Here is a 20,377-nt window from a genome sequence, read left to right as displayed (position 1 = left end):
AACAGATATGTACGCATTAACCCACGGCCGCATTTTCACCGGCCATGAAATCCTTGACGATCATGCCGTTGTTATTGCTGATGGCCTGATTGAGCGCGTCTGCCCGCTGGCGGAACTGCCTGCCGGCGTCGCCACCCGCGATGTGGCTGGCGCGATGATTGCTCCCGGTTTTATCGATGTGCAACTGAATGGCTGCGGCGGCGTGCAGTTTAATGACGATATCAGCGCGATTAGCGTTGATACGCTGAATATCATGCAATCAGCCAATCAGAAATCGGGCTGCACCAGCTTTTTACCGACGCTGATCACCAGCAGCGATGAGCTGATGAAACGTGCCGTTGAAGTAATGCGTGCTTATCTGGCGCAGAACGCCCACCAGACGCTGGGCCTGCATCTGGAAGGGCCGTGGCTGAATGTCGCGAAAAAAGGCACTCACAACCCGAACTTAATTCGCAAGCCGAATCCTGAACTGGTTAATTTTCTCTGCGAAAATGCCGATGTGATTACCAAAGTAACGCTGGCGCCAGAAATGGCGGGCGTTGAAGTGATTCGTCAGTTACGCGATGCCGGCATTATTGTCTCGGCAGGCCACTCGCATGCGACGTATCAGGAAGCGAAGAGCGGTATCAGCGCCGGTATTGGTTTCGCCACTCACCTGTATAACGCCATGCCAACCATTACCGGCCGCGAACCTGGTCTGATTGGTGCGTTGTTTGATTCACCAGAGGTATACTGCGGCATTATTGCAGATGGTTTACATGTCCATTACGCTAATGTCCGTAATGCCAAACGCATCAAAGGTGACAAACTGGTGCTGGTGACCGACGCCACCGCTCCGGCGGGCGCTGCTATTGATCAGTTCATTTTTGCAGGCAAAACAATATACTATCGTAACGGGCTGTGCGTAGACGATAAGGGGACGTTAAGTGGTTCTGCACTTACTATGATTGAAGCAGTGGCGAACTGCGTCGAACATGCAGGCATCGCGCTTGATGAAACCTTACGAATGGCAACCCTCTATCCAGCACGTGCAATGGGCGTGGACAAGCAGTTGGGCTCAGTTGAAGCAGGTAAAGTCGCTAATCTGACTGTTTTCACCCGCGATTATAAAATTATCCAGACTATCGTTAATGGTGACGAAGTCCTAAGCGAGTAATCACTGAATGACCAACGGCGGCCAGGCACAAATAGGAAATGTCGATCTCGTAAAGCAACTGAATAGCGCAGCCGTTTACCGGTTGATTGACCAGCAGGGTCCTATCTCGCGCATTCAAATCGCCGATATCAGCCAGCTTGCTCCCGCCAGCGTCACCAAAATTACCCGCCAGCTGATTGAGCGCGGACTGATTAAAGAGGTCGATCAACAGGCCTCTACCGGTGGTCGTCGCGCCATCTCGATTGTCACCGAGACGCGCGGCTTTAATACTATCGGCGTGCGCCTTGGCCGTAACGACGCCACGCTGACGCTGTATGAACTGAGTGGCAAATCCCTCGCCGAAGAGCATTATCCGCTGCCGGAACGTACCCAGGAAACGCTGGAAAACGCCCTGTTCCTTGCCATCGAAAACTTTAGCGAATTGCACCAGCGCAAGCTGCGTGAACTGATTGCCATTTCGGTGATTCTGCCCGGTCTGGTGGATCCGAATAACGGTGTTATCCGTTATATGCCGCATATTAATGTGAACAACTGGTCACTGGTGTCGCACCTTGAAGCGCGCTTTAACGTCACCAGTTTTGTCGGTCATGATATCCGCAGCCTGGCGCTGGCCGAGCACTATTTTGGTGCGTCCCGCGACTGCGCCGACTCCATTTTGGTGCGTTTGCATCGGGGCACCGGCGCGGGAATTATCACTAACGGCCAGATTTTTCTCGGCAGCAATGGTAATGTCGGTGAAATTGGTCATATCCAGGTCGACCCGCTGGGCGAGCGCTGCCATTGCGGCAACTTTGGCTGTCTGGAAACTATCGCCGCCAATGGCGCCATCGAAAATCGTGTCCGCCACCTGCTGACCCAGGGCTATCCCAGCTCACTGACCATCGACAACTGCCAGATCCAGTTGATCTGCAAAGCCGCCAACCGGGGCGATCCGCTGGCCTGTGAAGTGATTGAATATGTTGGCCGCTATTTAGGTAAGGCGATTGCTATTGCGATTAACCTGTTTAATCCGCAGAAGGTGGTGATTGCCGGTGAAATTATTGAAGCTGAAAAGGTGTTACTGCCGGCGATTGAAGGCTGCATTAACACTCAGGTACTGAAAGCCTTCCGTAAAAATTTACCGGTGGTGCGATCTGAAATCGATCACCGTTCCGCTATCGGCGCTTTCGCGCTGGCCAAACGCGCAATGCTTAACGGCATTCTGCTGCAACGTCTTCTGGAAGCGTGATGACCTTAAAAAATGTAATTTGTGATATTGATGGCGTGCTGATGCACGACAACACCGCGGTGCCTGGCGCGGACGAATTTATCCATCGCGTCATGGATAACGGCATGCCGTTGGTGGTGCTGACAAACTATCCGTCTCAGACCGCGCAGGATCTTGCCAACCGCTTTGCATCAGCAGGCATTGAGGTGCCCGACAGTGTGTTTTACACCTCAGCAATGGCGACCGCCGATTTTCTGCGCCGTCAGGAAGGGAAAAAAGCCTATGTGGTTGGCGAAGGCGCGCTGATTCATGAGCTGTATAAAGCCGGATTCACCATTACCGATATCAATCCCGACTTTGTAATTGTCGGTGAGACGCGCTCCTTTAACTGGGACATGATGCATAAAGCGGCCTTTTTCGTCGCCAGTGGCGCCCGCTTTATTGCCACCAATCCGGACAGTCATGGCCGCGGCTTTACGCCAGGTTGTGGTGCGCTTTGCGCCGGTATCGAAAAAATATCAGGCCGCAAACCCTTCTATGTCGGCAAGCCCAGCCCGTGGATTATCCGCGCGGCGCTGAATAAAATGCAGGGACACTCAGAAGATACGGTGATTGTCGGTGATAATCTGCGTACTGATATTCTCGCCGGTTTTCAGGCCGGTCTGGCCACCATCCTGGTGCTCTCCGGTGTCTCCACCCTGAGTGATATTGATGCCATGCCTTTCCGCCCGACATGGATTTATCCGTCGGTGGCGGAGATAGATATTATCTGATTGCACAAGCCTGGCGCCGCCGGGCTTTTTATTCGCCCCTGACTGTCTGCTTTTTCGCCACTCTTACCACTTTATTATCGATCCACTAATAAAAACCCGCAAAAACTGATAAACCATCAAAGATTAAGCCAGGTCAACAGACTATTTTTCAGAGATTAGCTAAATCGCTTGATCGGGCTGCTGATATAGAGCATTTTCTTATGCATCGGGCAGCAGATGTGCTGCTGAACTGTAATCATTAACTGGCCAGAGCGAGTCGTTAGGGAGCGTTGCTATGTGTTCTATTTTTGGTGTGCTGGATCTGAAAACCGATCCTGTTGAGTTGCGTAAAAAAGCGCTGGAGCTTTCCCGCCTGATGCGTCATCGCGGACCGGACTGGTCTGGCGTCTATGCGGATGATCATGCCATTCTGGCTCATGAGCGCCTCTCAATTGTCGACGTCAACAATGGCGCACAGCCGCTATACAACGCCGATCACACCCACGTGCTGGCGGTTAACGGTGAGATCTACAACCATCAGGCGCTGCGCGCTGAGCTGAGTGACCGTTACCAGTTCCAGACCGATTCCGACTGTGAAGTGATTCTGGCGTTGTATCAGGAAAAAGGCATCGACTTCCTCGACGAGTTGCAGGGTATGTTCGCCTTTATTCTGTATGACAGCGTGAAAAAAACCTGGCTGATTGGCCGTGACCATATCGGTATTATCCCGCTGTATATGGGTAACGATGAGCACGGTAACCTGTATGTTGCTTCCGAAATGAAAGCGCTGGTGCCGGTATGCCGCAGCATCAAAGAGTTCGCGCCTGGCAGCTACCTGTCGAGCGAAGATGGCGAAATTCGTCGTTACTGGCAGCGTGACTGGTTTGACTATGAAGCCGTCGAGCACAACGTCACCGATGCCGCCGCACTGAAAAACGCACTGGAAGAGTCAGTGAAAAGTCACCTGATGTCTGACGTGCCTTACGGCGTGCTGCTGTCTGGTGGTCTCGACTCTTCTATTATCTCCGCGGTGACTAAACGCTTTGCGGCGAAGCGCGTGGAAGATCAGGATAAGAGCGAAGCCTGGTGGCCACAGCTGCACTCCTTTGCTGTCGGCCTCGAAGGATCGCCGGATCTGACTGCGGCAAAAGCGGTGGCAGAACATCTGGGCACCGTACACCATGAAATTCATTTCACCGTGCAGGAAGGTCTGGATGCGATTCGCGATGTGATCTATCACATTGAAACTTACGACGTCACCACCATTCGCGCCTCGACGCCAATGTATCTGATGTCACGTAAGATTAAAGCGATGGGCATTAAAATGGTGCTGTCCGGCGAAGGCGCTGACGAAGTATTTGGTGGTTACCTCTACTTCCATAAAGCGCCAGACGCGAAAGAGTTCCATGAAGAAAACGTGCGTAAGCTGCTGGCGCTACATATGTTTGACTGTGCGCGTGCTAACAAAGCGATGTCGGCGTGGGGCGTGGAAGCGCGCGTACCTTTCCTCGACAAGAAATTCCTCGATGTGGCGATGCGCATTAACCCGGCCGACAAGATGTGCGGACCAAACGGGAAAATGGAAAAACATATCCTGCGCGAATGCTTTGAGTCTTACCTGCCGGCAAGCGTGGCGTGGCGTCAGAAAGAGCAGTTCTCTGACGGCGTCGGCTACAGCTGGATTGATACGCTGAAAGAGGTCGCGGCAAAACAGATTAGCGATCAGCAACTGGAAACTGCGCACTTCCGTTTCCCATACAACACGCCATCGTCAAAAGAAGCGTATTTGTACCGTGAAATCTTTGAAGAGCTGTTCCCGGTGCCAAGTGCAGCTGAATGCGTGCCTGGAGGCCCTTCAGTGGCCTGTTCTTCAGCGAAAGCCATCGAATGGGATGAATCATTCAAAAACATGAATGACCCGTCTGGTCGTGCTGTAGGCGTACACGCATCCGCTTATAAATAAGCATCTGTTTATCTGATAAAAATGGGCCTGCACCGGCCCGTTTTTATTTGGTTTTTTCCGCGTTCAGCATTGAAAATCGCTGCTTTTATCGTCATGCTGGTTATAAGCCAGACAAACAAAACGTTTGACGGCAAAAACGGTAAAAAATTTGTTGACGCTTCCAGGTCACTTACGCATAATGCGCCCCGCAACGCCGATGAAGGTTACGCAGAAAAAAGATGGCTACTTAGCTCAGCTGGTTAGAGCACAGCACTCATAATGCTGGGGTCACAGGTTCGATTCCCGTAGTAGCCACCATCTTTTTCTTTCGGCGGGAGTGGCGAAATTGGTAGACGCACCAGATTTAGGTTCTGGCGCCGCAAGGTGTGCGAGTTCAAGTCTCGCCTCCCGCACCATTTCCCTAAACGGTGTTGCACGGATGGGATATCGCCAAGCGGTAAGGCACCGGTTTTTGATACCGGCATTCCCTGGTTCGAATCCAGGTATCCCAGCCAAATTTTTTGATTTATCACGGATATGTGGTAACGGATATTGGGATATCGCCAAGCGGTAAGGCACCGGTTTTTGATACCGGCATTCCCTGGTTCGAATCCAGGTATCCCAGCCAAATCAGGAAATGCAGTAAGTAAACGAAAATGCAGTACAATGGCTACTTAGCTCAGCTGGTTAGAGCACAGCACTCATAATGCTGGGGTCACAGGTTCGATTCCCGTAGTAGCCACCATTTTTTTTGTAGTACCATTAGTACCATTGGGGTGTCGCCAAGCGGTAAGGCTCTGGTTTCTGATACCAGCATCTGGGGTTCGAATCCCTGCACCCCAGCCAAAAAAAGACGATTTGCATTGCAGATCGCACCATTGGGGTGTCGCCAAGCGGTAAGGCTCTGGTTTCTGATACCAGCATCTGGGGTTCGAATCCCTGCACCCCAGCCAAACAAAGACGATTTGCATTGCAGATCGCAATATTGGGGTGTCGCCAAGTGGTAAGGCTCTGGTTTCTGATACCAGCATTCCGGGGTTCGAATCCCTGCACCCCAGCCAATTAAGTAAAAAAGCCCGCTTCTGCGGGCTTTTTTACGTCATTAATAAGAAGGGCGCCGAGAACGGCTCCCCTACAAACCCTGTAGGGGCGGCGTTCTCGTCGCCCGTTGCTTTCTCGCCGCCGATCAGGCTACAGTCCCAGCGCGTAACGCAACGCCTGCCGTTTTAACACCCCGGAGTGCTGCGCCACCAGCAGTCCCAGATTGCGCACCACCTTTAACGGCGCCAGCTGGTTACTGAAGGTGAAGTAGAACAGATCCATGCCGCTCTGCATCAGCAGATTATCCGTATGGCGCTTGCGCTGATAACGCTGCAACACGGCGGCAGAACTCCAGGGTTCGGCATTGTCACGCGCCTCCGTCAGGACATCAATTAACGCATCAATATCGCGATAGCCCAGATTCCCCCCCTGCCCGGCCAGCGGATTGATGGTATGCGCCGCATCGCCCACCAGCGCTAAACCATCCTGCACATAGCGCGTGGCATGGCGACGCACCAGCGGGAAGGAACCGGCAGCAACCGCGCTGAAACGGCCAAGGCGCGCCGGAAAGTGAGCGGCAATCTCTTTTTGCAACTGCGGTAGCGGCATCGCCTGTAGCTGGCGGATACGCGCAGGCGCGTCATACCACACCAGCGAGGCCCAGTTATCAAACAACGGCAGAAAGGCGCGCGGCCCGTGCGGCGTAAACTGTTGCCAGGTAGTATCACCCGCCGGATGCTCACAACGCACCGTGATCAGCATACATGACTGGCTATAGTTCCAGCCGTGAATGCCGATGCCCGCCAGTTGCCGCACCTGTGAATTGGCGCCATCGGCCCCTACTACCAGTCGCGTTTGCAGCTGGCGACCATCCGCCAGCGTCACCGTCCAGCCGCGATTGTCGCGACTGAGGGTTTTCAGCGCCGCCGGACAGTACAGCGTCACCGCCTGCTGTTGCAGGCGCTGCCACAGTGCGCGTTGCAGCACGCGGTTTTCCACCATATATCCCAGCTCCGGCAATCCCAGCGAAGCGGCATCAAACTTCACACAGGCGGTTTGCCACTCCCAGGTTTCCAGCTGACGATACGGGGCGGTGCGCATCTGCTGAATATCAGGCCACACCTGCAACTGCTTCAGCAACGCCACCGAAGCGCTGCCAATTGCCGAAATACGCAAATCCGGGTTGCTGGCCGGATCAAAATCAGGCGCTTCTTCCTGCTCGACCACCGCCAGCGAAAATCCCTGCTGCGCCAGACCGCTGGCCAGTGCGGCTCCCACCATGCCACCACCTATCACCACCACATCAAATTCAGTATCGCGCATCGTATTATCCTTAAATGGCCGGGGCTGGCGGCCAGTACCGCAAAAATTACCTTATGCCGAATTGTACCGGAATTTGCGCTGATCGACAGAAAACGCTAATCAACCCATAACGGAAGTCATTAATGATACCCCTGCGCTGGTCATGGTCGCATTCAGGCATTACACTATTCGCCCTGCACTCCCTTCTGCACTGAGTAATGGCATGTCGATGACAAAAAAACTGCATATAAAAACCTGGGGTTGCCAGATGAACGAATACGATTCATCGAAAATGGCTGACCTGCTGGAAACGACTCACGGCTACACGCTGACTGATGTCGCTGAAGAGGCGGATATTCTGCTGCTTAATACCTGTTCCATTCGTGAAAAAGCGCAGGAAAAGGTATTTCATCAACTGGGCCGTTGGAAAACGCTGAAAGAGCGTAATCCCGAGCTGATTATCGGTGTCGGCGGCTGCGTGGCGTCGCAGGAAGGGGATCATATCCGTCAGCGTGCGCATTACGTTGATATCGTGTTTGGTCCGCAAACACTGCATCGCCTGCCGGAAATGATCAACACCGTACGCGGCTCGAAAAGCCCGGTGGTGGATATTAGCTTCCCGGAGATTGAGAAATTCGATCGCCTGCCGGAACCGAAAGCCGATGGCCCCACCGCCTTTGTATCGATTATGGAAGGCTGCAACAAATATTGTACTTTCTGCGTGGTGCCTTACACCCGCGGTGAGGAAGTCAGCCGTCCGTGTGACGATATCCTGTTTGAAATTGCCCAGCTGGCGGCACAGGGCGTGCGCGAAGTTAACCTGTTAGGCCAGAACGTTAACGCTTATCGCGGCACCACTTATGACAATGAGATCTGTAGCTTCGCCGATCTGCTGCGTCTGGTGGCGGCCATTGACGGTATCGACCGCATTCGTTTTACCACCAGCCATCCGATTGAATTTACTGATGATATTATCGAGGTCTATCGCGACACACCGGAGCTGGTCAGCTTCCTGCACCTGCCGGTACAGAGCGGCGCCGATCGTATTCTGACGCTGATGAAGCGCGCGCATACCGGCCTCGAATATAAAGCCATCATCCGCAAACTGATTGCCGCCCGACCGGATATTCAGATCAGCTCCGACTTTATTATCGGCTTCCCTGGCGAAACCCAGGCGGATTTCGAACAGACCATGAAGCTGATTGCCGATGTGAACTTTGATGTCAGCTTCAGCTTTATCTACTCCGCACGTCCGGGTACGCCAGCGGCGGATCTGCCGGATGATGTGCCGGAGGAGGAGAAAAAGCAGCGTCTGTATATTCTGCAGGATCGTATCCAGCAGCAGGCAATGGCGTGGAGCCGTCGTATGCTGGGCACCGTACAGCGTATTCTGGTGGAAGGCACCTCACGTAAAAACGTGATGGAGCTGTCAGGCCGTACCGAGAACAACCGGGTGGTAAACTTTGAAGGCAACCCGGAGATGATCGGTAAATTTGTCGATGTGGAGATTGTCGATGTCTATACCAACTCGCTGCGTGGCAAATTAGTGCGCACCGAAGATCAGATGGGTCTGCGTGTGGCAGAGAGCCCGGCTTCGGTGATTGCGCGTACGCGTAAGGAAAACGAGTTGGGTGTGGCTACCTTCCAGCCTTGATCTGCGGTTTTGCGGCGGGCGTTACAGCTCGCCGCGCAATTTCATTCCTTTGCGCTTGCTTTCTGAAAGCAGCGCCCAAATATCTGTTCACTCACTTGCGACATTTTGCACTGACATAAATAATTGGCTAAAAGGCACGGCTGGTTATCAGCCTGAAATAGCCTGTTGCTCATAACTGGCCCTCAGTGACCCAAAGGATTAGTTTGAATATCGAAACTCGCGAAATAGTATTAGAACCCGCGGACAATCGCCGGTTACTCAGCCTGTGCGGTCCTTTTGACGATAACATTAAGCAGCTTGAGCGCCGCCTGGGTATCGAGATTAACCGTCGCGACAACGCGTTTAAGCTGTCAGGCCGCGCGCTCAGTGTTAACGCGGCGGCAGATATCCTGAAAGATCTGTATGTCGATACCGCCCCGCTGCGCGGCAATACCACCGATATCGATCCTGAGCAGATCCATCTGGCGATTAAAGAGAGCCGCGTGCTGGAGCAAACGGCAGAGAGCGTGCCGGAGTTCGGCAAAGCAATCCATATCAAAACCAAACGTGGCGTGATTAAGCCGCGTACGCCGAATCAGGCGCAGTATATCGCCAATATCCTTGACCATGATATTACCTTTGGCATCGGCCCGGCCGGTACCGGTAAAACCTATCTGGCGGTGGCGGCGGCGGTGGATGCGCTGGAGCGGCAGGAAGTTCGCCGCATTCTGCTGACCCGTCCGGCGGTCGAAGCCGGTGAAAAGCTGGGCTTCCTGCCAGGCGACCTCAGCCAGAAAGTCGATCCTTATCTGCGCCCGCTGTACGACGCGCTGTATGAAATGCTCGGTTTTGAACGCGTCGAGAAGCTGATGGAGCGTAATGTGATTGAAGTTGCGCCGCTGGCTTACATGCGTGGCCGCACCTTAAATGACGCCTTTATCATTCTTGATGAGAGTCAGAACACCACCATCGAACAGATGAAGATGTTCCTGACACGTATTGGCTTTAACTCAAAAGCGGTCATCACCGGCGACGTGACGCAGATCGATCTGCCGCGCAACCTGAAATCAGGCCTGCGCCATGCGATTGAAGTACTGTCGGAGGTTGACGAACTGAGCTTTAACTTCTTCCACAGCGAAGATGTGGTGCGCCATCCGATAGTGGCCCGCATCGTGGTTGCTTATGAAGCCTGGGAAGAAGCTGACCAGAAACGCCGCGATAAGCAGGCGGAAGAGCGCAAGCGCGAAGCCCTTGCGGCACAAACTGCCCAGGAGCAGAAATGAGTGAAGTGATTCTGGACCTGCAAATTGCCAGCGAATCGCAAGCGGCCTTACCGCAGGAAGCTGAATTTCAGCAGTGGCTGGAGGCGGTATTGCCGCAGTTCCAGCCCGTCAGTGAAGTGACCATCCGCATCGTTGATGAAGCGGAAAGTCATGAGCTGAATATGACTTATCGCGGTAAAGATAAGCCGACCAATGTGCTGTCATTTCCGTTTGAAGCGCCACCCGGTATCGAACTGCCACTGTTAGGCGATCTGATTATCTGTCGTCAGGTGGTGGAGCAGGAAGCGGCTGAGCAGCAGAAGGCGCTTAAGGCGCACTGGGCGCATATGGTGATCCATGGCAGCCTGCATTTACTCGGCTATGATCACATTGAAGATGACGAAGCCGAAGAGATGGAATCGCTGGAAACCGAGATAATGCTTGCTCTTGGCTACCCCGATCCGTACATTTCGGAGAAAGAAGATTTATAATCACCCACGGCGGCAGTTTACTGCTGCCGTCTTCTGCAGAAGTACTCAGCTGTCAGCCGTCTGCTGACAGACCGATTCCAGATCAAGAGAGACCTTAACTAAAACGCCATGAGCGACGACCATTCACAAAACAGCGACAGTCCCAGTAGTAAAAAGGGATTCTTCACCCTAATCCTCAATCAGCTTTTTCACGGCGAGCCCAAAAACCGTGATGATTTGCTGGAACTGATCCGCGATTCTGAACAGAACGAACTGATCGACCCTGATACCCGTGACATGCTGGAAGGCGTGATGGATATTGCGGAGCAGCGCGTTCGCGACATTATGATCCCCCGCTCGCAGATGGTGACCTTAAAACGTAACCAGACGCTGGAAGAGTGTCTGGCGGTGATTATCGACTCTGCGCACTCCCGTTTTCCGGTGATCAGCGAAGACAAAGATCATATTGAAGGGATTCTGATGGCGAAAGACCTGCTGCCGTTTATGAGCAGTGGCTCCGAACCTTTCAGTATGGAAAAAGTACTGCGCCAGGCGGTGGTGGTGCCGGAAAGTAAGCGTGTTGACCGCATGCTGAAAGAGTTCCGCTCCCAGCGCTACCATATGGCGATTGTGATTGATGAATTCGGCGGCGTGTCCGGTCTGGTCACCATCGAAGATATCCTCGAACTGATCGTCGGCGAGATTGAAGATGAGTATGACGATGAAGAAGATCGTGATATCCGTCAGCTTAGCCGTCACACCTACACCATCCGCGCACTGACGCCGATTGAAGATTTCAATGAAACCTTCGCCACTAACTTCAGCGATGACGAAGTGGATACTATTGGCGGTCTGGTGATGCAGGGATTCGGTCATCTGCCGGCCCGGGGTGAAAGCATTGAGATTGATGGTTATCAATTCAAAGTGGCGATGGCTGACAGCCGCCGCATCATTCAGGTCCACGTAAGAATTCCGGAAAACTCGCCGCAACCTATACTGGAAGAATAATTAATTTATGGCTATCGCCTCACTTTACCAGCGCCAGCGGGTTCGCCTGTTACTGGCGCTGATAACAGGTGCCTGTGGCACGCTGGCATTTTCGCCTTATGATTTCTGGCCCGCCGCACTGGTTTCACTCTGTGGTTTGCTGGCCCTGACGCTAAACCGCACCACCTCTCAGGCGACCGCCATTGGCTTTGTCTGGGGCATGGGACTGTTTGGCAGTGGTATCAACTGGGTTTATGTCAGCATCGCCACCTTTGGCGGTATGCCTGGTCCGGTTAACGTCTTTCTGGTGGTACTGCTGGCGGCCTATCTGTCGCTGTATACCATGCTGTTTACGGCGTTGCTGGCCCGATTCTTCCCCCGTACCTCGCTGCTACGCCTGGCGGTGGCGGCGCCGGTGCTCTGGCAGATCAGCGAATTCTTGCGCGGCTGGGTACTGACCGGCTTTCCGTGGCTGCAATTTGGTTACAGCCAGATCAACGGCCCGTTAAAAGGGCTGGCGCCGCTGCTTGGCGTGGAGTCCATCACCTTTGTGCTGATGATGATTGCCGGTCTGGCGGTGTATGCAATGGTTCAGCGTCGCCTGGCGGCGGCGGTTGGCGCCGTTGCGCTACTGCTGCTGCCATGGCCGCTGCGCCAGATCAGCTGGTATCAGCCGTTACCTGAACGCGCAGTCGATGTGGCGCTGGTTCAGGGCAATATTCCGCAGTCAATGAAGTGGGATCCCAACGAACTACGCCGCACCTTAGAGGTGTATAGCCAGCTTTCGCGGCCGTTTAACGGTAAAGCGCCGATTATTATCTGGCCGGAATCCGCTATTCCCGATCTGGAGGTCAATCAGCAGCCTTTCCTGCGCTCGCTGGATGAACAACTGCGCGCCTCTGGCAGCGGCCTGATTACCGGTATTGTTGATTCTCGTCTGGAAGGCAATCGCTACCACGATTACAACTCGATAATCGTACTGGGCGGTAAACAGCCTTATGATTATCGCAGTGGTAATCGCTACCAGAAAAACCATCTGGTGCCGTTTGGCGAGTTTGTGCCGCTGGAAACGTTACTGCGTCCGCTGGCGCCGTTCTTTGACCTGCCGATGTCTTCGTTCAGCCGCGGTGATTATATTCAGCCGCAGCTGGAAGTGGCGGGCTATAACCTGACTGCCGCCATTTGCTATGAAATTGTGCTCGGTCAGCAGGTGCGCGATAACTTCCGTCCGGATACCAACTTCCTGCTTACCATCTCGAATGACGCATGGTTTGGTCATTCGATTGGTCCGTGGCAGCATTTCCAGATGGCGCGCATGCGTGCGCTGGAGCTGGGACGTCCACTGCTGCGCGGTACCAATAATGGTGTTACCGGTGTGATTACCGCCGATGGCGAGGTGCAGAAAATGATTCCGCAGTTTACCCGCGCGGTGCTGGAAGCCAGAGTGACGCCAGCCACCGGCCTGACGCCGTACGCGCGTTTTGGCAACTGGCCGGTCTGGATCGTTACCCTGCTGTTTGGTTTTGCCGCTGCAGTACTGGGTTTACGCCAGAAACGATAATGCTTAAAACAGCGTGAAAGTTGCAACGCAAAAAGGGGAGCCATTGATGGCTCCCCTTTTTTTGGCATGATGTTTGCTATTTATTATGGTGAAAATTCAGTGAAAGTGCTGCAGATAAGCTGATGTAACAAGATGAAATACTGGCTTGCACCATGGTGGCTCACAACACGCCCCATGGCGGAGCATGGTCAAAAGAATTGCCTCTGATTGGTGCGGGTGACATCGCAAAAAAGAAACTTTTTTGTTTCATGACGTTAACATTCAGCTATTTTAATAACTAAACAAAGCACCTTCTGGCCGGTGGCCAGCTGAACGCAGCGACACATCAACACAACATCATAATCGGCGCAGTTTTATCCTGGCGTCAAAACGACAAAGGAGTTGGAACATGAAATTACGGAAACTGGGGCTTAGCCTTGCACTGGCTGGATTAGCCTCCGGTGTCGCTTACGCAGAAGATCCGGCTGCCCAGCAGCAGATGTCCACCCTCGATAAAGTGGCTAAAAATGGCGTTATCGTGGTCGGGCATCGCGAATCATCTGTTCCTTTCTCGTATTACGATAATCAGCAAAAAGTCGTGGGCTACTCGCAGGACTATTCCAATGCGATTGTTGAAGCGGTGAAAAAGAAGCTGAACAAACCTGATCTGCAGGTGAAGTTACTGCCAATCACCTCACAGAATCGTATTCCGCTGCTGCAAAACGGCACCTTCGATTTCGAGTGCGGCTCAACCACCAACAATCTTGAGCGCCAGAAACAAGCGGCATTTTCTGACACCATTTTTGTCGTAGGCACGCGCCTGCTGGTGAAAAAAGGCGGTCCGATTAAAGACTTCGCCGATCTGAAAGGCAAAACCGTGGTTGTCACCTCAGGCACCACCTCAGAAGTTCTGCTGAACAAGCTGAACGATGAGAAGAAAATGGAAATGCGTATTATCAGCGCCAAAGACCATGGTGACTCCTTCCGTACGCTGGAAACCGGTCGTGCTGTCGCCTTTATGATGGATGACGCCCTGCTGGCCGGTGAGCGCGCGAAAGCGAAGAAACAGGACAACTGGGAAATCCTTGGCACGCCGCAGTCGAAAGAAGCTTACGGCTGTATGCTGCGCAAAAACGATCCCGAGTTTAAAAAGCTGATGGATGACACCATTGCGCAGGCGCAGACTTCCGGTGAAGCGGCCAAATGGTTTGATAAATGGTTTAAAAACCCAATTCCACCGAAAAATATGAACCTGAACTTTGATCTTTCAGATGATATGAAAGCGCTGTTCAAAGAACCGAACGATAAAGCACTGAACTAACAATGACAATAAAGGGCAGCTGGTCTGCCCTCTCGATTGCTGATTACCGGCCCGGACAGACAATATGGCCCACACCCTCTAAAGTTAAAGCTTCGGCGACAACTGGCAAGCGTGATGGGTAACAAATGCAGGATGGTCGTTCCCCAGACTGCATTTTCGGGGGCCACTCACCAATCTTCAGGGTAGCTTCGCTACCCTTTTTTACCGGAGTTATTTATGTCTATCGATTGGAACTGGGGGATTTTTCTTGAGTCCGCCCCATTCGGCAATACCACCTACCTTGGCTGGTTATGGTCTGGCTTCCAGACCACCATTCTGGTTTCGGTTACCGCCTGGATTATTGCCTTCTTTGTTGGCTCGCTGTTTGGCATTCTGCGCACCGTGCCCAACCGCCTGCTCTCCACTATCGGCACCTGCTACGTTGAACTGTTCCGTAATATTCCGCTGATTGTGCAGTTCTTTTTCTGGTATCTGGTCGCGCCGGAACTGGTTGGCGCCGATCTCGGCATGTGGTTTAAGTCCGAGCTGGATCCCAATATTCAGTTCTTTATCTCCTCGGTTATCTGCCTTGGTCTGTTTACCGCTGCCCGCGTCTGCGAGCAGGTGCGCGCGGCGATTCAGTCGCTGCCGAGCGGCCAGAAAAATGCCGGACTGGCAATGGGCCTGACGCTGCCACAAACTTACCGTTACGTTCTGCTGCCCAACGCTTACCGCGTCATCGTGCCGCCGATGACCTCGGAAATGCTTAATCTGGTAAAAAACTCCGCGATCGCCTCAACTATCGGTCTGGTGGATATGGCGGCGCAAGCCGGTAAGCTGCTGGATTACTCCGCCCATGCCTATGAGTCCTTTACCGCCATCACCCTGGCGTATGTGGCCATCAACCTGGTGATTATGCTGATTATGAGTCTGGTGGAACGTAAGGTTCGCGTACCGGGAAATATGGGGAGTAAATGATGTACGAGTTTGACTGGAGTTCAATTCTTCCCAGTATGCCCTATCTGCTTAACGGTCTGGTTATCACCCTGAAGATCACCGTGACAGCGATAGTGTTTGGCATTATCTGGGGCACGCTGCTGGCGGTCATGCGTCTGTCGACCTTTAAGCCGATCAGCTGGTTCGCACGCCTGTACGTCAACCTGTTCCGCTCGGTGCCATTAGTGATGGTGCTGCTGTGGTTCTATCTGGTGGTGCCAAGCTTCCTGCAGCAGGTGCTGGGATTATCACCGAAAACCGATATTCGTCTGATCTCGGCAATGATCGCCTTCTCACTGTTTGAAGCCGCCTATTATTCCGAAATCATTCGCGCCGGTATCCTCAGTATCTCCCGCGGTCAGGGAAATGCCGCCCTGGCGCTGGGCATGACGCAGTGGCAGTCGATGAAACTCATTGTGCTGCCGCAGGCGTTTCGCGCCATGGTGCCGCTGCTGCTGACTCAGGGCATCGTGCTGTTCCAGGATACCTCGCTGGTGTATGTGCTGAGCCTCGCGGACTTCTTCCGCACCGCCTCCTCGATTGGCGAACGCGATGGCACCCAGGTAGAGATGATTCTGTTTGCCGGTCTGGTCTATTTTGTTATCAGTATTTCCGCTTCGATGCTGGTCAGCTATTTAAAGAAAAGGACAGTTTAAATGATTACCCTGAAAAATATTTCCAAGTGGTATGGTCACTTTCAGGTGCTGACCGACTGCTCAACCGAAGTTAAAAAAGGTGAAGTGGTAGTGGTTTGCGGCCCGTCGGGTTCAGGAAAATCGACACTGATTAAAACCGTCAATGGTCTGGAGCCGATTCAGAAGGGCATCATCGAAGTGAACGGTATCCAGGTTAACGATAAGAAAACCAACCTGGCGCAGCTGCGTTCCAAAGTCGGTATGGTGTTCCAGCATTTTGAACTGTTCCCTCATCTGTCGATTGTCGAAAATCTGACGCTGGCGCAGGTCAAGGTACTGAAGCGCAACAAAGAAGAGGCGCGCCAGAAAGGGCTGAAATTACTGGAACGTGTTGGCTTAGCGGCGCATGCCAATAAGCATCCGGGTCAGCTCTCCGGCGGTCAGCAGCAGCGTGTGGCGATTGCCCGCGCGCTCTGTATGGATCCGGTGGCGATGCTGTTCGATGAACCGACTTCCGCGCTAGACCCGGAAATGATCAACGAAGTGCTGGACGTGATGGTCGAACTGGCCAATGAAGGCATGACCATGATGGTGGTAACCCACGAAATGGGCTTTGCGCGCAAAGTGGCCAATCGCGTGATCTTTATGGATGAAGGAAAAATCGTCGAAGATCGTTCGAAAGATGAGTTCTTCAATAATCCGCAATCAGAACGTGCAAAAGACTTCCTCGCAAAAATTCTGCACTAATGCTGGTGGCGGGCGGCGAGAACGCCGCCGCTACAAAAAAATCATAATCCGTAGGGGCGGCGTTCTCGCCGCCCGTTTCAATCATATCACGGTGAAAAAGGTAAACGCTGAAACTGGTCGTGACCGCACTCCGGGCAACGGGTTAAGGTTTCCGGGGTATAAATGGCGCGGATAAAATGGCACTTTTCGCACACCAGATTGCCTAAACCCACCACTTCACCGCTCTGATAGACGCCGTGGTGATTAAGATCCTGAAATACCTCACGCCACTCCAGCTGGCTTTTATCGGTAATATCCGCCAGCTCTTTCCATACGCTTTCACGGATCACGCGCATAAAGACGCTATCGTTAAGATCTTCTTCATTCTCGCCGTAGCTGCGGGCAAACTCCTCCAGATCGCGCCTCACCGCACGCAATACCTCGTCCACTTCATGACGGGTCAACTCTCCGCTGGCAGTCAGACGCTGACGCGCATTATCCACCAGCGCGTCGATATCGCGATCGCCACGATTTAGCCGCTCGGTTAACGATGCCACTAACTCACGATAGTACTGAGCAAGCTTGTTCATTTTCTCTCCTTTGCTGTGCTGACAGATAATCCCTCTTTAATTCTAGCGCTTATCAGCGTTTTGCCGGGTTAACCGCACCACATTCGTCCAATTCTGCAAGCGGGATTCCGCCTTACAGAGAAAAGCAGCTTAGCGGGACGCTAACTATTGTTGCTGCGAAGGCTTATCAGCTATGCTATGCGGATCTGATGTCGATTAATCAAAATAGTAAATTAGTTAATAATTGAGCTATTCACTAAGGACCACTGGCAGCCATGCAAGAGCAATACCGCCCGGAAGAGATAGAATCCCACGTTCAGCTTCACTGGCACGAGAAGCAGACTTTTAAAGTGACTGAAGAGGAAGGCAAAGAGAAGTACTACTGCCTCTCCATGCTGCCCTATCCTTCTGGTCGCCTACATATGGGCCACGTGCGTAACTACACCATTGGCGATGTTATCGCTCGCTACCAGCGTATGCTGGGCAAAAACGTGCTGCAGCCGATTGGCTGGGACGCATTTGGTCTGCCGGCCGAAGGCGCCGCGGTAAAAAACAATACCGCGCCAGCACCCTGGACCTACGACAATATCGACTATATGAAGAACCAGCTGAAGCTGCTGGGTTTTGGTTATGACTGGAGCCGCGAGCTGGCTACCTGTCAGCCAGAGTACTATCGCTGGGAACAGTGGTTCTTCACTGAGCTGTATAAAAAAGGCCTGGTTTATAAGAAAACCTCGGCGGTTAACTGGTGCCCGCATGATATGACGGTACTGGCTAACGAACAGGTGATCGACGGCTGTTGCTGGCGCTGCGATACCAAAGTTGAGCGCAAAGCGATCCCACAGTGGTTTGTTAAAATCACTGACTACGCTGATGAACTGCTGAACGACCTCGACAAGCTGGAAGACTGGCCAGAGCAGGTCAAAACCATGCAGCGTAACTGGATTGGCCGTTCTGAAGGGGTGGAGATCACCTTTAATGTGGTCGACAGCGAAGAGAAGCTGACCGTTTATACCACGCGTCCGGACACCTTTATCGGCGCCACCTATCTGGCGGTCGCGGCGGGTCACCCACTGGCGGCGCAGGCGGCGGCCAGCAACCCGGCGCTGGCAGACTTTATAGCAGAATGCCGTAATACCAAAGTTGCCGAAGCCGAGATGGCGACCATGGAGAAAAAGGGCATGGCCACCGGCCTGTTCGCGCTCCATCCGCTGACTGGCGAAAAAGTGCCGGTATGGGTCGCTAACTTTGTGCTGATGGAATACGGTACTGGCGCAGTGATGGCGGTACCGGCGCACGACCAGCGCGACTGGGAGTTCGCCACCAAATATCACCTGACGATTAAACCGGTGATCCTCAATCTGGATGGCAGCGAGCCGGACGTCAGCTTAGCGGCGATGACCGACAAAGGTACGCTGTTTAACTCCGGTGAGTTTAGCGGCCTGTCGCACGAAGAAGGCTTTAACGCGATTGCCAGCCAGCTGGCAGAGAAAGGCGTTGGCGAGCGTAAAGTGAACTACCGTCTGCGCGACTGGGGGGTTTCCCGTCAGCGTTACTGGGGCGCGCCAATCCCAATGGTGACGCTGGAAGATGGCACCGTCATGCCCACGCCAGAAGACCAGCTGCCGGTGATCCTGCCGGAAGATGTGGTGATGGACGGCATTACCAGCCCGATTAAAGCTGACCCGGAGTGGGCGAAAACCACCGTTAACGGCCAGCCAGCGCTGCGTGAAACCGATACCTTTGACACCTTTATGGAGTCATCCTGGTACTACGCGCGTTACACCTGCCCGGATTACGATAAAGGCATGCTGGACCCGGCAGCGGCCAACTACTGGCTGCCGGTCGATCAGTATGTGGGTGGTATTGAACACGCCATCATGCACCTGATGTATTTCCGCTTCTATCACAAACTGCTGCGTGATGCTGGCCTGGTCAACTCTGACGAGCCGGCCAAACGCCTGCTGTGCCAGGGCATGGTACTGGCCGATGCATTTTACTTCCTTGGCGTTAACGGCGAGCGTAACTGGGTTTCTCCGGTTGACGTTACGGTTGAGCGCGACGAGAAAGGTCGTATCGTTAAAGCCAGCGATGAAGCCGGTCACGAGCTGGTGTATGCCGGTATGAGCAAAATGTCGAAGTCGAAAAACAACGGCATTGATCCGCAGGTGATGGTTGAGCGTTACGGCGCGGATACCGTACGTCTGTTTATGATGTTCGCTTCACCAGCAGAGATGACGCTGGAGTGGCAGGAATCTGGCGTGGAAGGCGCTAACCGTTTCCTGAAACGCGTCTGGAAACTGGTGTTTGATCATACCGAAAAAGGCGCGGTGGCCGCTCTGGATATCGCCAGCCTGGATGACGATCAGAAAGCGCTGCGTCGCGATCTGCATAAAACCATCGCCAAAGTTTCCGATGATATTGGCCGTCGTCAGACCTTCAATACCGCCATCGCGGCGATTATGGAACTGATGAACAAACTGGCTCGTGCGCCGCAGGAGAGCGAGCAGGATCGCGCGCTGATGCAGGAAGCGCTGCAGGCAGTGGTGCGTATGCTCTATCCGTTCACGCCGCACGCCAGCTTTACCCTGTGGCAGGCGCTGGGCGGTACGCAGGATGTTGACAATGCGCCATGGCCACAGGCCGAAGACGCTGCAATGGTGGAGGATTCTCTGCTGGTGGTGGTGCAGGTTAATGGCAAAGTACGTGGTAAAATTACGGTTCCGGCAGATGCAACGCAGGAGCAGGTACAGGCACGGGCTGCGCAGGAGCATCTGGTGGCGAAATATCTGGACGGCGTGACCATTCGTAAAGTGATTTACGTCCCGGGCAAACTGCTTAACCTCGTCGTAGGTTAAG

General features: G+C 53.3%; 16 protein-coding genes and 8 tRNA genes. 22 read left to right on the top strand and 2 right to left on the bottom strand.

Annotation, left to right across the window (positions count from 1 at the left end; translation table 11 throughout):
- Window positions 1-7: 7 nt before the first annotated feature.
- From nagA to J2125_RS17880, 12 genes are all read left to right on the top strand, one after another.
- Window positions 8-1,156 carry an N-acetylglucosamine-6-phosphate deacetylase gene (gene nagA / locus J2125_RS17935; RefSeq protein WP_209499513.1) on the top strand — a complete coding sequence of 383 codons (1,149 nt, stop codon included), beginning with the start codon at window positions 8-10 and terminating at the stop codon, window positions 1,154-1,156.
- A gap of 7 nt (window positions 1,157-1,163) precedes the next feature.
- Complete coding sequence (nagC, locus tag J2125_RS17930) at window positions 1,164-2,384, top strand: DNA-binding transcriptional regulator NagC (protein ID WP_017799247.1); 1,221 nt, start codon at window positions 1,164-1,166, stop codon at window positions 2,382-2,384.
- On the top strand, window positions 2,384-3,136 hold the full coding sequence (locus J2125_RS17925) for an HAD-IIA family hydrolase (RefSeq protein ID WP_017799248.1): 753 nt from the start codon (window positions 2,384-2,386) through the stop codon (window positions 3,134-3,136). The genes nagC and J2125_RS17925 overlap by 1 nt, the downstream gene beginning before the upstream one ends.
- Window positions 3,137-3,410: 274 nt before the next feature.
- Window positions 3,411-5,078, top strand: a complete 1,668-nt coding sequence (gene asnB, locus J2125_RS17920) for an asparagine synthase B (protein ID WP_017799249.1) — start codon at window positions 3,411-3,413, stop codon at window positions 5,076-5,078.
- A 220-nt stretch (window positions 5,079-5,298) separates the two neighbouring features.
- A tRNA-Met gene (locus tag J2125_RS17915) sits at window positions 5,299-5,375 on the top strand.
- Window positions 5,376-5,388: 13 nt separating this feature from the next.
- A tRNA-Leu gene (locus J2125_RS17910) sits at window positions 5,389-5,473 on the top strand.
- A gap of 24 nt (window positions 5,474-5,497) precedes the next feature.
- A tRNA-Gln gene (locus J2125_RS17905) sits at window positions 5,498-5,572 on the top strand.
- A gap of 38 nt (window positions 5,573-5,610) precedes the next feature.
- Window positions 5,611-5,685: transfer RNA gene (locus J2125_RS17900), tRNA-Gln, on the top strand.
- 40 nt (window positions 5,686-5,725) lie between these two features.
- A tRNA-Met gene (locus J2125_RS17895) sits at window positions 5,726-5,802 on the top strand.
- A gap of 27 nt (window positions 5,803-5,829) precedes the next feature.
- Window positions 5,830-5,903, top strand: a tRNA-Gln gene (locus J2125_RS17890).
- Window positions 5,904-5,936: 33 nt separating this feature from the next.
- Window positions 5,937-6,010, top strand: a tRNA-Gln gene (locus tag J2125_RS17885).
- Between the two features lie 33 nt (window positions 6,011-6,043).
- Window positions 6,044-6,118 (top strand) — tRNA-Gln (locus tag J2125_RS17880).
- Between the two features lie 130 nt (window positions 6,119-6,248).
- Here the strand turns inward: J2125_RS17880 and ubiF are convergent.
- Window positions 6,249-7,421 (bottom strand): 3-demethoxyubiquinol 3-hydroxylase, encoded by a 1,173-nt coding sequence (ubiF, locus tag J2125_RS17875; protein WP_017799250.1) that lies wholly within the window; start codon window positions 7,419-7,421, stop codon window positions 6,249-6,251.
- Between the two features lie 208 nt (window positions 7,422-7,629).
- Here ubiF and miaB point away from each other — a divergent pair, with 208 nt between their 5' ends.
- The 9 genes from miaB (at window position 7,630) to J2125_RS17830 (ending at window position 16,970) form a co-directional block, all read left to right on the top strand.
- Window positions 7,630-9,054, top strand: a complete 1,425-nt coding sequence (miaB, locus tag J2125_RS17870) for a tRNA (N6-isopentenyl adenosine(37)-C2)-methylthiotransferase MiaB (RefSeq protein ID WP_017799251.1) — start codon at window positions 7,630-7,632, stop codon at window positions 9,052-9,054.
- Between the two features lie 203 nt (window positions 9,055-9,257).
- Window positions 9,258-10,316, top strand: a complete 1,059-nt coding sequence (locus J2125_RS17865) for a PhoH family protein (protein ID WP_017799252.1) — start codon at window positions 9,258-9,260, stop codon at window positions 10,314-10,316.
- Window positions 10,313-10,786 carry an rRNA maturation RNase YbeY gene (ybeY, locus tag J2125_RS17860; protein ID WP_017799253.1) on the top strand — a complete coding sequence of 158 codons (474 nt, stop codon included), beginning with the start codon at window positions 10,313-10,315 and terminating at the stop codon, window positions 10,784-10,786. Before J2125_RS17865 ends, ybeY begins: the two co-directional genes overlap by 4 nt.
- Before the next feature lie 108 nt (window positions 10,787-10,894).
- The gene (gene corC, locus J2125_RS17855; RefSeq protein ID WP_017799254.1) at window positions 10,895-11,773 is read left to right on the top strand and encodes a CNNM family magnesium/cobalt transport protein CorC; all 879 of its coding nucleotides are present in this window, start codon (window positions 10,895-10,897) and stop codon (window positions 11,771-11,773) included.
- A gap of 7 nt (window positions 11,774-11,780) precedes the next feature.
- Complete coding sequence (gene lnt / locus J2125_RS17850) at window positions 11,781-13,313, top strand: apolipoprotein N-acyltransferase (protein ID WP_017799255.1); 1,533 nt, start codon at window positions 11,781-11,783, stop codon at window positions 13,311-13,313.
- Window positions 13,314-13,701: 388 nt separating this feature from the next.
- Window positions 13,702-14,613: an amino acid ABC transporter substrate-binding protein gene (locus tag J2125_RS17845; RefSeq protein WP_017799256.1), complete on the top strand. Its 912-nt coding sequence runs from the start codon at window positions 13,702-13,704 to the stop codon at window positions 14,611-14,613.
- 216 nt (window positions 14,614-14,829) lie between these two features.
- A complete protein-coding gene (locus J2125_RS17840; protein ID WP_209499512.1) occupies window positions 14,830-15,570 on the top strand; it encodes an amino acid ABC transporter permease in 741 nt (246 codons plus the stop codon).
- A complete protein-coding gene (gene gltK / locus J2125_RS17835) occupies window positions 15,570-16,244 on the top strand; it encodes a glutamate/aspartate ABC transporter permease GltK (protein WP_026111452.1) in 675 nt (224 codons plus the stop codon). The genes J2125_RS17840 and gltK overlap by 1 nt, the downstream gene beginning before the upstream one ends.
- Window positions 16,245-16,970, top strand: coding sequence for an amino acid ABC transporter ATP-binding protein (locus tag J2125_RS17830; RefSeq protein ID WP_017799260.1), 726 nt, complete (start codon window positions 16,245-16,247; stop codon window positions 16,968-16,970).
- Window positions 16,971-17,056: 86 nt separating this feature from the next.
- Here the strand turns inward: J2125_RS17830 and J2125_RS17825 are convergent, their stop codons facing one another.
- A complete protein-coding gene (locus J2125_RS17825; RefSeq protein WP_017799261.1) occupies window positions 17,057-17,539 on the bottom strand; it encodes a zinc ribbon-containing protein in 483 nt (160 codons plus the stop codon).
- A gap of 254 nt (window positions 17,540-17,793) precedes the next feature.
- On the opposite strand from J2125_RS17825, the gene leuS reads away from it, so the two are divergent.
- The gene (leuS, locus tag J2125_RS17820) at window positions 17,794-20,376 is read left to right on the top strand and encodes a leucine--tRNA ligase (RefSeq protein WP_026111453.1); all 2,583 of its coding nucleotides are present in this window, start codon (window positions 17,794-17,796) and stop codon (window positions 20,374-20,376) included.
- The last annotated feature ends 1 nt before the right edge of the window (window position 20,377 follow it).

The sequence above is a fragment of the Winslowiella toletana genome, from assembly GCF_017875465.1.
GTDB lineage: Bacteria > Pseudomonadota > Gammaproteobacteria > Enterobacterales > Enterobacteriaceae > Erwinia > Erwinia toletana.
Note: the sequence above shows the minus strand (reverse complement) of the source record. Positions and strands in the feature narration are given on the sequence as shown.

What these genes read in the sequence shown, in the direction of transcription:
- nagA (WP_209499513.1), top strand. Translation starts at nt 8, where the DNA reads ATGTACGCATTAACCCACGGCCGCATTTTCACCGGCCATGAAATCCTT.
- nagC (WP_017799247.1), top strand. Translation starts at nt 1,164, where the DNA reads ATGACCAACGGCGGCCAGGCACAAATAGGAAATGTCGATCTCGTAAAG.
- J2125_RS17925 (WP_017799248.1), top strand. Translation starts at nt 2,384, where the DNA reads ATGACCTTAAAAAATGTAATTTGTGATATTGATGGCGTGCTGATGCAC.
- asnB (WP_017799249.1), top strand. Translation starts at nt 3,411, where the DNA reads ATGTGTTCTATTTTTGGTGTGCTGGATCTGAAAACCGATCCTGTTGAG.
- ubiF (WP_017799250.1), bottom strand. Translation starts at nt 7,421, where the DNA reads ATGCGCGATACTGAATTTGATGTGGTGGTGATAGGTGGTGGCATGGTG.
- miaB (WP_017799251.1), top strand. Translation starts at nt 7,630, where the DNA reads ATGACAAAAAAACTGCATATAAAAACCTGGGGTTGCCAGATGAACGAA.
- ybeY (WP_017799253.1), top strand. Translation starts at nt 10,313, where the DNA reads ATGAGTGAAGTGATTCTGGACCTGCAAATTGCCAGCGAATCGCAAGCG.
- corC (WP_017799254.1), top strand. Translation starts at nt 10,895, where the DNA reads ATGAGCGACGACCATTCACAAAACAGCGACAGTCCCAGTAGTAAAAAG.
- lnt (WP_017799255.1), top strand. Translation starts at nt 11,781, where the DNA reads ATGGCTATCGCCTCACTTTACCAGCGCCAGCGGGTTCGCCTGTTACTG.
- J2125_RS17845 (WP_017799256.1), top strand. Translation starts at nt 13,702, where the DNA reads ATGAAATTACGGAAACTGGGGCTTAGCCTTGCACTGGCTGGATTAGCC.
- J2125_RS17840 (WP_209499512.1), top strand. Translation starts at nt 14,830, where the DNA reads ATGTCTATCGATTGGAACTGGGGGATTTTTCTTGAGTCCGCCCCATTC.
- gltK (WP_026111452.1), top strand. Translation starts at nt 15,570, where the DNA reads ATGTACGAGTTTGACTGGAGTTCAATTCTTCCCAGTATGCCCTATCTG.
- J2125_RS17830 (WP_017799260.1), top strand. Translation starts at nt 16,245, where the DNA reads ATGATTACCCTGAAAAATATTTCCAAGTGGTATGGTCACTTTCAGGTG.
- J2125_RS17825 (WP_017799261.1), bottom strand. Translation starts at nt 17,539, where the DNA reads ATGAACAAGCTTGCTCAGTACTATCGTGAGTTAGTGGCATCGTTAACC.
- leuS (WP_026111453.1), top strand. Translation starts at nt 17,794, where the DNA reads ATGCAAGAGCAATACCGCCCGGAAGAGATAGAATCCCACGTTCAGCTT.